Source organism: Mycolicibacter sinensis (assembly GCF_001667945.1).
Lineage (GTDB): Bacteria > Actinomycetota > Actinomycetes > Mycobacteriales > Mycobacteriaceae > Mycobacterium > Mycobacterium sinense_B.
Genome location: NZ_LZJK01000157.1, coordinates 1 through 11,328, shown reverse-complemented (window position 1 = coordinate 11,328; position 11,328 = coordinate 1). Strand labels below are relative to the sequence as shown.

17 protein-coding genes and 3 tRNA genes are annotated in these 11,328 nt (G+C 67.5%); 7 read left to right on the top strand and 13 right to left on the bottom strand.

Annotated features, from left to right (window positions below):
• The coding region (locus A5694_RS20840; RefSeq protein ID WP_207516066.1) for a class I SAM-dependent methyltransferase at positions 1-561 on the top strand (561 nt) is incomplete at its 5' end.
• A gap of 83 nt (positions 562-644) precedes the next feature.
• Here the strand turns inward: A5694_RS20840 and rplA are convergent.
• The 11 genes from rplA to A5694_RS20785 form a co-directional block, all read right to left on the bottom strand.
• Positions 645-1,352 (bottom strand): 50S ribosomal protein L1, encoded by a 708-nt coding sequence (rplA, locus tag A5694_RS20835; RefSeq protein ID WP_064924206.1) that lies wholly within the window; start codon positions 1,350-1,352, stop codon positions 645-647.
• 149 nt (positions 1,353-1,501) lie between these two features.
• Positions 1,502-1,930 carry a 50S ribosomal protein L11 gene (gene rplK / locus A5694_RS20830; RefSeq protein WP_064924205.1) on the bottom strand — a complete coding sequence of 143 codons (429 nt, stop codon included), beginning with the start codon at positions 1,928-1,930 and terminating at the stop codon, positions 1,502-1,504.
• 25 nt (positions 1,931-1,955) lie between these two features.
• A complete protein-coding gene (nusG, locus tag A5694_RS20825) occupies positions 1,956-2,747 on the bottom strand; it encodes a transcription termination/antitermination protein NusG (RefSeq protein ID WP_064924204.1) in 792 nt (263 codons plus the stop codon).
• A 23-nt stretch (positions 2,748-2,770) separates the two neighbouring features.
• Positions 2,771-3,220 (bottom strand): preprotein translocase subunit SecE, encoded by a 450-nt coding sequence (gene secE / locus A5694_RS20820; protein ID WP_064924203.1) that lies wholly within the window; start codon positions 3,218-3,220, stop codon positions 2,771-2,773.
• Positions 3,221-3,306: 86 nt separating this feature from the next.
• Positions 3,307-3,379, bottom strand: a tRNA-Trp gene (locus A5694_RS20815).
• A 157-nt stretch (positions 3,380-3,536) separates the two neighbouring features.
• Positions 3,537-4,037, bottom strand: coding sequence for a (3R)-hydroxyacyl-ACP dehydratase subunit HadC (gene hadC / locus A5694_RS20810; protein WP_064924202.1), 501 nt, complete (start codon positions 4,035-4,037; stop codon positions 3,537-3,539).
• Positions 4,038-4,045: 8 nt separating this feature from the next.
• A complete protein-coding gene (gene hadB / locus A5694_RS20805; RefSeq protein WP_064924201.1) occupies positions 4,046-4,474 on the bottom strand; it encodes a (3R)-hydroxyacyl-ACP dehydratase subunit HadB in 429 nt (142 codons plus the stop codon).
• A complete protein-coding gene (gene hadA, locus A5694_RS20800; RefSeq protein WP_064924200.1) occupies positions 4,461-4,937 on the bottom strand; it encodes a (3R)-hydroxyacyl-ACP dehydratase subunit HadA in 477 nt (158 codons plus the stop codon). The genes hadB and hadA overlap by 14 nt, the downstream gene beginning before the upstream one ends.
• Positions 4,938-4,949: 12 nt before the next feature.
• Positions 4,950-5,117: a 50S ribosomal protein L33 gene (gene rpmG / locus A5694_RS20795; protein WP_013827599.1), complete on the bottom strand. Its 168-nt coding sequence runs from the start codon at positions 5,115-5,117 to the stop codon at positions 4,950-4,952.
• Between the two features lie 43 nt (positions 5,118-5,160).
• Positions 5,161-5,234, bottom strand: a tRNA-Met gene (locus tag A5694_RS20790).
• Between the two features lie 38 nt (positions 5,235-5,272).
• Positions 5,273-5,345 (bottom strand) — tRNA-Thr (locus A5694_RS20785).
• Between the two features lie 172 nt (positions 5,346-5,517).
• Here A5694_RS20785 and A5694_RS20780 point away from each other — a divergent pair.
• Together A5694_RS20780 and A5694_RS20775 are read left to right on the top strand one after the other, a co-directional pair.
• Positions 5,518-6,234, top strand: coding sequence for an MBL fold metallo-hydrolase (locus tag A5694_RS20780; RefSeq protein WP_064924199.1), 717 nt, complete (start codon positions 5,518-5,520; stop codon positions 6,232-6,234).
• Positions 6,235-6,245: 11 nt separating this feature from the next.
• Entirely contained in the window at positions 6,246-7,076 is an 831-nt protein-coding gene (locus A5694_RS20775) for a hypothetical protein (RefSeq protein WP_064924198.1), read from the top strand.
• Positions 7,077-7,081: 5 nt separating this feature from the next.
• Here the strand turns inward: A5694_RS20775 and A5694_RS20770 are convergent, their stop codons facing one another.
• The gene (locus A5694_RS20770) at positions 7,082-8,140 is read right to left on the bottom strand and encodes a patatin-like phospholipase family protein (protein ID WP_064924197.1); all 1,059 of its coding nucleotides are present in this window, start codon (positions 8,138-8,140) and stop codon (positions 7,082-7,084) included.
• A 3-nt stretch (positions 8,141-8,143) separates the two neighbouring features.
• Positions 8,144-8,605 carry a cyanase gene (gene cynS, locus A5694_RS20765; protein WP_064924196.1) on the bottom strand — a complete coding sequence of 154 codons (462 nt, stop codon included), beginning with the start codon at positions 8,603-8,605 and terminating at the stop codon, positions 8,144-8,146.
• Positions 8,606-8,695: 90 nt separating this feature from the next.
• Between cynS and A5694_RS20760 the strand changes: the two genes are divergently transcribed.
• From A5694_RS20760 to A5694_RS20745, 4 genes are read left to right on the top strand one after another with little or no spacing between them, the layout of a single operon-like run.
• Positions 8,696-9,202 (top strand): protein disulfide oxidoreductase, encoded by a 507-nt coding sequence (locus tag A5694_RS20760; RefSeq protein WP_064924195.1) that lies wholly within the window; start codon positions 8,696-8,698, stop codon positions 9,200-9,202.
• The gene (locus A5694_RS20755) at positions 9,199-10,041 is read left to right on the top strand and encodes a cytochrome c biogenesis CcdA family protein (protein ID WP_064924194.1); all 843 of its coding nucleotides are present in this window, start codon (positions 9,199-9,201) and stop codon (positions 10,039-10,041) included. The genes A5694_RS20760 and A5694_RS20755 overlap by 4 nt, the downstream gene beginning before the upstream one ends.
• A 9-nt stretch (positions 10,042-10,050) precedes the next feature.
• The gene (locus A5694_RS20750; RefSeq protein WP_064924193.1) at positions 10,051-10,566 is read left to right on the top strand and encodes a hypothetical protein; all 516 of its coding nucleotides are present in this window, start codon (positions 10,051-10,053) and stop codon (positions 10,564-10,566) included.
• A complete protein-coding gene (locus A5694_RS20745; protein WP_109535781.1) occupies positions 10,559-11,176 on the top strand; it encodes an RES family NAD+ phosphorylase in 618 nt (205 codons plus the stop codon). Before A5694_RS20750 ends, A5694_RS20745 begins: the two co-directional genes overlap by 8 nt.
• The last annotated feature ends 152 nt before the right edge of the window (positions 11,177-11,328 follow it).

Genomic DNA, 11,328 nt, shown 5'->3' with positions numbered 1-11,328 from the left:
CAGCTGCTCGACGAGATCGACACCGAGCGGTCCCGTCGGGTGCTGCTGCAGGGCTGGGAAGAGTTTCAGGAGCCGGTGGACCGGATCGTCTCGATCGAGGCGTTCGAGCACTTCGGTCACGAGAACTACGACAATTTCTTCCAGAACTGCTACCGGATCCTGCCGGCCGACGGCCGGATGGCCATCCAGAGCAGCGTCAGCTTCCACCCCTATGACCTCAACGCGCGCGGCAAGAAGCTGACGTTCGAGACGGCCCGGTTCATCAAGTTCATCCTGACCGAGATCTTCCCGGGCGGGCGGTTGCCCACCACCGAGATGATGATCGAGCACGGTGAAAAGGCTGGTTTCACTGTGCCCGAAGCGATTTCACTGCGGCCGCACTACATCAAGACGCTGCGGATCTGGGGTGACGCGCTGGAAGCCCATCACGACCAGGCCGTCGCGATCCAGTCCGAAGAGGTCTACGAGCGCTACATGAAGTACCTGCGCGGCTGCGAGTACTACTTCACCGACGAAAGCCTCGACGTCAGCCTGGTTAGCTACGTCAAGAGCGCGGCCTGACCAACACGCCGAGCAGTCGCGAAAGCCCCCGATTCCGGAAGGAAACGGGGGCTTTCGCGTCTGCTCGCGCCGACGAAGGGTGACTACTCGGCCGTGAAGTTGCGGGTGACGGTGGGGTCCACCGGGATGCCGGGGCCGGTCGTCGTGGAGATGGTGACCTTCTTGAGGTAGCGGCCCTTCGACGACGACGGCTTGAGCCGCAGCACCTCGTCGAGGGCGGCACCGTAGTTCTCCGCCAGCTTGGACTCCTCGAAGGAGGCCTTGCCGATGACGAAGTGCAGGTTGGCCTGCTTGTCCACCCGGAAGTTGATCTTGCCGCCCTTGATGTCGGAGACCGCCTTGGCGACGTCGGGGGTGACGGTGCCGGTCTTCGGGTTGGGCATCAGGCCACGCGGGCCCAGCACGCGGGCGATGCGGCCGACCTTGGCCATCTGGTCCGGTGTGGCGATCGCGGCGTCGAAGTCGAGAAAGCCGCCCTGGATCTTCTCGATCAGGTCGTCGCTGCCGACCACGTCGGCGCCGGCGGCGGTGGCCTGCTCGGCCTTCTCACCGACCGCGAACACCGCAACCCGGGCGGTCTTGCCGGTGCCGTGCGGCAGGTTCACGGTGCCGCGCACCATCTGGTCGGCCTTGCGCGGGTCGACGCCGAGCCGGATGGCCACCTCGACGGTGGCGTCCTGCTTGGTCGACGACGTCTCCTTGGCCAGCTTGGCGGCCTGCAGCGGGGTGTAGAGGTTGTCGCGGTCCACCTTCTCGGCGGCGGCGCGGTATGCCTTGCTGGTCTTGCTCATCGGTTATCCAATCTCGTGGTTGGTTGTGGTCGGCGGGCCGAAGCTGGCCCTCCCACTCGACTATTTCTCGTCGAATAAGCCCTTCGCATTCCTACGTTGGGCCTCGTTCCTCGGCCCGCTTCGTCGTGCTCAGGTCTATTCGGCGAAGATCATTCGACGGTGATGCCCATCGAGCGGGCGGTCCCGGCGATGATCTTGGCCCCCGCCTCGACGTCGTTGGCGTTGAGGTCGGCCTTCTTGGTCTCGGCGATCTCGCGGACCTGGTCCCAGGTCACCTTGGCGACCTTGGTCTTGTGCGGCTCGGCGGAGCCCTTGGCGATGCCGGCGGCCTTGAGCAGCAGCCGCGCCGCGGGCGGGGTCTTGAGCGCGAAGGTGAAGCTGCGGTCCTCGTAGACGGTGATCTCCACCGGGATGACGTTGCCGCGCTGGCTCTCTGTCGCGGCGTTGTACGCCTTGCAGAACTCCATGATGTTGACGCCGTGCTGACCGAGCGCGGGTCCGACCGGCGGCGCGGGGTTGGCCTGGCCGGCTTCGATCTGAAGCTTGATCAGCCCGGCGACCTTCTTCTTCGGGGCCATGAGTGGGGTGTTCCTTTCCTACGTACTAGATCTTGGAGACCTGGTTAAAGGTCAGTTCCACAGGCGTCTCGCGGCCGAAGATGGACACCAGCACCTTGAGCTTCTGTTGTTCGGCGTTGACCTCGCTGATCGAGGCGGGCAGCGTGGCGAACGGGCCGTCCATGACGGTGACCGACTCGCCGACCTCGTAGTCGACCTCGATGACCGGCCGCTCCAGACCGCCCTCGGTCGCGGCCGCCGCGGTACTTGCCGCACCACGCGCCTGCTTCTTGGCCGCCCCCTGCGGCAGCAGGAACTTCACCACGTCGTCCAGCGGCAGCGACGTCGGTCGCGAGGTGGCGCCGACGAACCCGGTGACGCCGGGGGTGTTGCGCACCGCCGACCAGGAGTCGTCGGTCAGATCCATCCGCACCAGGATGTAGCCCGGCAACACCTTGCGGTTGACCTGCTTGCGCTGGCCGTTCTTGATCTCGGTGACCTCTTCGGTGGGCACCTCCACCTGGAAGATGTAGTCGCCGACGTCGAGGTTCTGCACGCGGGTCTCGAGGTTGGCCTTCACCTTGTTCTCGTAGCCGGCGTAGGAGTGGATGACGTACCAATCGCCCGGCTTGGTGCGCAGTTCGGCCTTCAGTGCGGCCGCGGGGTCGAGTTCCTCGGTGGGCTCGGCCGGTTCGGCGTCCGCGGCGGCGACCTCCTGGGTCTCAGCGGTCTCGGCAGCCTCAGCAGTCTCTTCAGCCGGGGCCTCGGCAGGCGCCTCGGTGGTTTCCGCCACGTCGACCGGCTCGCCCGCAGGCGTATCGCCGTCGAAGGTAGTCACGGTTGTCAGTCCTTCCTATAACTTCACTCGCCGAACACCAGCAGCACCAGCCGGGCGAATCCGAAGTCCGCACCGGCGACCAAGGCCACCATGAAGACCAGGAACGCCAGCACCACCGCGGTGTAGGTGACCATCTGCTTGCGGTTCGGCCAGATCACCTTGCGAAGTTCGCCGACGACCTGCTTGAGGTAGTTGAAGACGAAGACGAACGGATTGCGCGACGGCCCGTCCGACTTCTTCTTGGCCTTCTTGGCCTTCTTGGTGTCGTCGGCACCCAGCTCGGTCGCCGTGGACTCCAGCTCGGCGCCGTTTGCGTCGGCGGCGTCCCCGCGCCGCCGGGAGCGCTTGCCGGTGGGCCGCAGCGGGTCGCCGACCTGCCTGCTCGCCACGGCCGTGCGACCGGGGCGGACCGGGGAGTCGGCCTCGCTGTCGCCGCCGGCTGCGGCGTCGGGACGGTCGAGCTCGTCGGTCACCGCATGCTCCTTCGTTCTTCTCGCTTACGTAGTGCCGTACCGCACCGGGTGAGTTCCAGTGTCCACTGTCCACCATGGCACGTCAGCAGGGGCGACAGGACTTGAACCTGCAACCTGCGGTTTTGGAGACCGCTGCTCTGCCAGTTGAGCTACGCCCCTTCGCGGTTGGCCGGCCAACCTGCGTTCCGGGATTTCACCTGTGCACCGTCTCCGGCCCACACAATTCGCGCGCTCCCCGTTCGCCTCACGGAAAGCGCGCTAGTGCTGGGAAAACCCCGAGGTCCGAGTGTACCTCGCCGGTGCGGCCAGTTACTAATCAGGCTGTTCGGATGACCTGACCGGATTCGGCATCCCACTTGAGGTTGACCGAATCGTCGCCGTCGTGGCCCATCATCGTGGTGAACGCCTCCAGCACCAGGTCGCCGGCGGGGTCGGTCAAGATGTTGCGGGTCGTCACGATGTCGGCGCCGAACCGTTCGTTCACCGAGGCGATCTCCATCCGGGCGTAGACGATGTCGCCGGCCTTGATCGGCCTGTGGAAGGTGAATCCTTGGTCGACCTGCACCATCTGCATGGTGGTGTAACCGGTGTCGACGTTGCGGAAGAAGTCGGCCTGCACCAGCTTGGCCAGGATCGACACGTAAGTCAGCGGGGCCACCAGCGCGTCGTAGCCGAGCTCGGCCGCGGCAGCCTCCTCGTAGCACGCGGCGTCCTCGCACTTGATCGACTTGGCGAACTCGCGGATCTTCTCGCGGCCCACCACAAAGGGTTCGGGGTAGCGCCAGATCATCCCCCGAATGTCGGTTTTGATCGCCATCGCTTCCCCTAGGCCAACTTCGCCGAGGCGACCGCCCGTCCGAAGATCTTCTTGCCGCCGGTGGTGGCGGTGAGCGCGATCGTCACCGACTTGGATTCGGGGTCGACGGACTTCACCCGGCCGGTGAAGGTGATCTCGGCGCCCTTGCCGTCGTTGGGCACCGGCACCACGGAGGTGAACCGGACGTTGTACTCGGTCACCGCCCCCGGGTCCCCCACCCACGACGTGATGTAGCCGCCGCCGAGCCCCATGGTCAGCATGCCGTGAGCGATCGCGGTGTCCAGGCCGACCTGCTGCGCGATCTCGTCATCCCAGTGGATCGGGTTCAAGTCCCCGGACACCCCGGCATAGTTCACCAGATCCTGTCGGGTCAGGGCGATGACCCGCTCCGGCAGTTGATCGCCGACCTTGACCGAACTGAACTCACGCAGTGCCATCGGTGAAACCCTTTTCTCCCTCGCCGGCCCGTCCCGCCAGCGTCGTGTACGTCTCCTGCACGATCTCACCGGCCTCGTTGGTGACCACTTGCCTGGTCATGATGATGTCGGTGCCGTGCGCGCGGCGAACCGATTCGACCGAGAGATCGCAGTACAGCCGGTCGCCCTCGGTGACCGGTTTGTGATACGCGAGCTTCTGGTCGACCTGGACGATCTGGGCGTCATCGGTGGTGACACCGACGTGGTCGAAGAACGCCGAGATCGCCTTGTGGCCGAAGACCGAGATGTAGGTCAGCGAGGCCACCAGCCCGTCGTAGCCGAGTTCGCCGGCCGCACGCAGGTCGAAGCTGGCCGGATCCACGGCTTTGACGGCGCGCGCGTACTCCCGGATCTTCTCCCGATCCACCTCGTAATAGTCGGGGTAGCGGTAGTGCGCCCCGGCGAGGCGCTCGGCCAACGACACGGTTCGCGTTTCCTAGCGGGATTCGCGGTGCGACTGGTGCTTGCCGCAGTTGGGGCAGAACTTCTTCAGCTCCAGCCGGTCTGGGTCGTTGCGGCGGTTTTTCTTGGTGATGTAGTTGCGGTGCTTGCACACCTCACAGGCCAAGGTGATCTTCGGCCGCACATCGGTGCTGGAGGCCACGTCAGCTGCCCTCTTTCGTCTGTTGTTGCGCTGGTTCTCGTAGTAGCGATGGCCGGACTTGAACCGGCGACCTAACGATTATGAGTCGTTCGCTCTAACCAACTGAGCTACATCGCCGCGGGTAATACACCTGCCAGCAGGCCCGGCGTCCACCGAGCCCCCTAACGGAATCGAACCGTTGACCTTTTCCTTACCATGGAAACGCTCTGCCGACTGAGCTAAGGGGGCCTCACCCACGGCGGCCCTGCGGCGCCGTAAGCCTGTAGAAGGTTACAACCTCGGCCACGAGGTCACCAAACCGCAATGGCTGATGCCGGTCGCGGTCGGCGTTACCGGCCGGGACGTGCCCGCTGCGCCCGGCTCCGCCGTGCAGGCAATCGCCTGCCTTAGGCTGGAGGGCGTGCCCGAATCCGACCGGCTGTATTTCCGCCAGCTGCTCTCCGGACGCGATTTCGCGGTCGGGGACCCGATGGCCACTCAGATGCGCAATTTCGCGTACCTGATCGGCGACCGGCAGACCGGCGACGCCGTGGTGGTGGACCCGGCCTACGCCGCCGGGGACCTGCTCGACGCGATCGAGGCCGACGGCATGCGGCTGTCGGGTGTGCTGGTCACACACCACCACCCCGACCACGTCGGCGGGTCGATGATGGGATTCGAGCTCAAGGGCCTCGCCGAGCTACTGGAGCGTACAAGCGTTCCGGTTCACGTAAATACCCATGAGGCGCAATGGGTTTCGCGCATCACCGGGATCGCGATGACGGATCTGACCGCACATGAGCACGGCGACAAGGTCAGCATCGGCGACATCGAGATCGAGCTGCTGCACACGCCCGGGCACACCCCGGGCAGTCAGTGCTTTTTGCTGGACGGCCGACTCGTCGCCGGCGACACGTTGTTCCTGGAGGGCTGCGGCCGCACCGATTTCCCCGGTGGTGACTCCGACGAGATGTACCGCAGCCTGCAGCAGCTGGCCGCCCTGCCCGGTGATCCGACGGTCTTTCCCGGTCACTGGTATTCGGCCGACCCGAGCGCTGCGCTCTCCGAGGTCAAGCGATCCAACTACGTATTCAGCGCCGGAAGCCTGGACCGGTGGCGCATGCTGATGGGCGGATGAGGGGATAGCCGATGGGAGCAGTCGAGGACCGCTGGTACGACGTCACCCACGCGGGGCCGGAGGCGTGGCTGGCGGGCGCCGCCTGGGTGGCGATCGCGATCACCGTGCTGGCGCTGTTCTATCTGAACCGGCAACTGCAGCGCAACCGCCGGGCTGCCGCCGAGCAGACCCGCCCGCACGTGGCCATGTTCATGGAGCCGCACGCCGCGGACTGGCACGTCATCGAGCTGGTGGTCCGCAACTTCGGCAAGACCGCCGCCTATGACATCAGCTTCTCCTTCGCCCAGCCGCCGACCGTGGCCCGCTACGAGACGGCGTCCGACGGCTACGCCGACGTGGTCGCCTTGCAGCTGCCCGAGGAGCTGACGGTGCTGGCACCGAATCAGGAGTGGCGCACGGTGTGGGACTCGGCGATCGACCGGGCCGAGCTCGGTGAGGGCATCGAGTCGCGGTTCACCGGGACGGTCAGCTACTACGACACCCCCGAGGAGCCCAAGGGCTGGTTCGGGCGCGGCAAGCGCAACCGCTACGAGAACAAGGTGACGCTCGACTGGGGGGATCTGCCTCCGGTGCGCCGCGTCGAGTTGATGACGACGCACGACCTGGCCAAGCGGGAGAAGCAGAAGCTGGAGCTGCTGCGCAGCCTGCTCAGTTACTTCCATTACGCCAGCAAGGAGACCCGTCCGGACGTGTTCCGCAGCGAGATCGAGCGGATCAACGGTGCGGCCCGCGAGATCCAGGACCGGTTGCGCGGCCGCGAGCAGCTCGACGGCGCCGGCAATACCGACATCACGGTGCGGCTCGGCGACGCCAGCGCCGAACTGGGCAAGCACCGCCACTAAAGCCTTCAGTCGGCGCCGGGCGGGTCCCCGTTGGGGTAGTGCGACACCCGGAACCGCTCCAGGTAGGCCGGCCAGTCCCAGGTCGTCAGGAACTCCTGCGTCGCCGTGTAGCCGTTCTCGTAGAGCTCTGCGAGCCGGGCGCGAGAGATCCCGAAGTCCAGCACGCCGACGTCGATCGGGTTGACCTTGATGGCGCGCACACTGACCCAGGGCTGGTTCAGATAGGTCTGATCGTGGCCGATCAGCAGGGTGCTGATCAGGTTCTCCAGCAGCCGCGACTGCCCGAACATGCGCAGCGGCCGCAGGCCCGGGACCATGTCGCCGATATCGCCGCCGGACAGCTCGGGCACCACCGTCACCCCGAAGGTCGGCCACAGCGGTGGGCGGCCGTCGAGCCGGTCGAACGTGTAGATCGGGAAGTTCGACAGCACCCCGCCGTCGACCAGGGTGGATCGCCGCCCAGCGGCGCTGGTCAGGGTCATCGGGCGGTAGAAGAACGGCACCGACATCGAGGCGCGCACCGCATCGGCGACGGACTGCTCGTCGGGGTCCAGGCCGTACACCCGCCGGTAGTCCCACGGCAGCCGCACCAGCTGCCCGGTCGTCACGTCGGTGACGGTGACCACCGCGCGGTAGCGCCGCTCACGCAACAGGTTGTCGTCGTCGTAGGCCAGATCACCCCAGGTGTGCACCCCCAGGTTCGCCAGTTCAGCGCGGATCCAGTCGTGGGCGACATCGCCGCGGTACAGGCCGCTGTCGCGCAGGAACCCGTAGGCCGCGCCCAGCAGCGGGACCGGTACCTCGGTGTCGCGCCAGGTGTGCAGCGGCACCGACAGCGCCAGTTCCTTGATCTGCGCCGGGTTCAGCTGATCGCCCTGGGCGGCGGCCGCCAGGACGGTGCCCACCACCGAACCGCCGGAGACCCCGGAGATGCGCTGCACCGAGTACCCGGCATCCATCAGCGCGACCACCGCCCCGACCAGCCCGACGAACCGCACTCCCCCGCCGGACAGCACCAGGTCGGCGGTGAGCGGCGGGGCCTGCTGCGATCGGCGGGTGGTCATCGGTCAGTCCGCGGAATTCCACTCGTAGGGTAGGAATTTGCCGTCGAAGGTGATCACCACCCGATCCCCGCCCGGGTGGGTCTTCTTGTCGATGTCCACGCTGAAATTGATCGCGCTCATGATGCCGTCACCGAACTGTTCATGGATCAGTTCCTTGATCGCCGGGCCGTAAACACCCAGCGCCTCGTAGAGCCGGTAGATGGTCGGGTCGGTGGGCACCTGGGGCTGCTGGCCGCGCACCGGCACCGCGGCCAGCACCGGCACCACCGAGCGATCCAGGCCCAACAAGTCGGCCAGGATTTCGCCCAGCTCGGCCGGGATGGGCTGCTGGCCCAACAGCGCCGAGGTGGTCCACACCACCGGCTTCTTGATCGCCTCAGCCAACTCCTGCCAGGTCAGGCCCTTGGCCAGCCGGGCGGCCACGATCTGCTCGGTGATCTCGCGTCGGTTCATGGCCTCCAGCATGCCCGTGTCGCTCGGCGTTCGAAATAGCGACGCGGGTTCTCCGCCGCCGGCGACCTTGGGCCCGCGAGAAGCGCTGGCATACTCGGCGGCATGCCCCACGCCAAGGTCGCTGGACTGCGCCTGCTGATCGCCGTATTCATCGCCACGATGGCCCTGCTGGCCGCCGGCTGCGGTTCGCGGACGACCGCCGAGGGCACCCAGCTCGACTTCACCGCCCAAACCCTTGACGGCCGGGCGTTCTCCGGTTCGAGCCTCAACGGCAGGCCGGCGGTGCTGTGGTTCTGGGCGCCATGGTGTCCCATCTGCCAGAAGGACGCGCCGCTGGTCGCGCGGGTGGCCGCCGCCTATCCGGCGGTGACGTTCGTCGGGGTGGGCGCCCGCGACCAGCTGGGCGCGCTGCAGCAGTTCACCGCCAAGTACGGCGTCGACGGCTTTACCGAGCTGAACGACGCCGACGCCGCGGTATGGGCCAGGTTCGGCGTGACCCGCCAGCCGGCGTACGCCTTCATCAGCCCGGACGGCCAGGTCGAGGTGGTGAAGGGCTCGCTGCCCGAAGCCGAGCTGAGCGCGCGGGTGCAGGCGCTGACGCAGTCGTGATCGACTCGGCCACACTGAGTTTCGCTCTCGGCGCCGGTCTGGTGGCGGCGCTGAACCCGTGTGGTTTCGCGTTTCTGCCGGGATACCTGGGTTTGGTGATCGCCGACAGCCGGGGCACCTCGCGCCCGGCAGCGCTGGCCCGGGCCGCTGCGGCGACGGTGACGATGGCGGCCGGATTCCTGACGGTGTTCGGGATCTTCGGGCTGGCGGTGTCGCCGCTGATCGCCTCGGCGCAGAAATACCTGCCGTTCGCCACCGTGGTCATCGGCGTGCTGCTGCTGGCGATGGGCGCCTGGCTGCTGTCGGGCCGCGACATCTCGGTGCTGCTGCCCAAGATGGCGGGCGGGACACCCACCGCGCGGCTGGGGTCGATGTACGGCTACGGCGTCGGCTACGCGATCGCCTCGCTGTCGTGCACGATCGCACCGTTTCTCGCGGTGATCAGTACCACCTTCCAACAGGGGTCGCCCCTGGCCGGGGTGCTGGCGTTCGTCGCCTACGCCGCCGGCATGAGCGTCACCGTCGGGGTCGCGGCGCTGGCGGTGGCCCTGGCCGGCTCCTCGGCGAGTACGGCGCTGCGCCGGGTGCTGCCGTATGTGGGCCGCATCGCCGGGGTGATCGTGCTGCTGACCGGCGTGTACGTCACCTACTACGGCTACTACGAGATCCGGTTGTACTTCTCCGGCGCCGACGCCGACGATCCGGTGATCCGCGCGGCCGGCGCAGTGCAGTCCTGGCTCGCCGATCGGGTCGACGCGCTGGGTGTCTGGCCGCTACTGGCGGTGATCCTCGCACTGGCGTCTGTTTCAATTGTTTCAATACTGCGCCGACGCGGGTAGTATGAACCCATGCCCACCGCCGTTGCACCGATCGCCCGCCAGGTCGCCGAACGCGCCCGCGCCGATGCCGGGTTCGCCCAGGTGCTCGACGCCCTGCTGGAAGCCCCGACTGCGCCGCAGGGCACCTTGGAGCGCATCGCCGCCCACGCGCTGAACGACCAGCGCCGCGCCGCCCTCATCGACGACTTCGTCGCCGGGGCGCTGCCTACCCCGAAGGTCCAGGCGCTGCTGCGGCTGGGCACGCCGCAGGCCGTGCACCGGCTGCGCAGCCGCGGCAGGCTGATCGGCGCGGCCGTGGGCAACCAGACCTGGTTCCCGGCCTGGCAATTCGACGACGCCCGGATGCGCGCCGACCTGCCCGAGATCCTGGAGTTGCTGGGCCGGTTCACCACCGACGCGCTGGCCGCCGACCGGATCATGCGGCTCACCCATGACGAGCTGGGCGGCGTCTCGATCGCCGAGGCGCTGCGCCATCCCGACACCGCGGCGGCTGCCCGGCGGATGCTCACCGCGCTCGGTGCCTGAGCTTCCCGCCGGCTACCGGGCTCCGCTGCCCGAGACTCGGCCGACCGGGCTGCGCCGCCGGCGGATCACCGCCGGGACCCAGCTGTGGCGCCTGGACGCCGAGCATCCGGGCGCCTGGACGTGGGAGGGGTTCGCCGCACCGCGCTATCGCTTCGATCCGCCGTCCGGGGCTTTCCGCACCCGTTATGCCGCAACCGATCTGCTCGGGGCGTTCCGGGAGCGCTACCGGCTGACGGGGTTGATGATCCCGGCCGACCACGCCGGCCACCACCTGGTGCGGCTGACCGCGGCCCGGCATCTGCGGGTGCTCGACCTGCGTACCGAACGCAACCTGGACGCCCTCGGTGTCGACGACCAGATCAGCACCGGCCAGCACGACGCGGTGTGGGCCACCTGCCAGCAACTCGCCGATGCGGTGCGGCGCTGGTGGCCCGAGCCCGAGGAATGCCCGGACGCGATCGTCTACCGGTCGCGCACCACGCCGGAGACTTCGGTGAACTATGCCTTCTTCGCCGTCGAGGCGTTCGAGGTGCAGGCGTGGCCGCTGTCGCAGCGTCCGGATGTGACGGTGGATCTGGTGTTGCGGCATGGGTTTACGGTGGGGTATTGAGCGTTTCTCGCCCGCCCCGTTCGTCACTGCCACCACAGCCGTCTCCACGCCAGGAGATAGGGGTGTTGCCCGGCTTTCAGCGACAAGGCACGTTATGTCAGGTCCGGGCGGGCGCCGGTGCGGCGGTGCTTCGAGCGGGGTGCGGCGGGGCG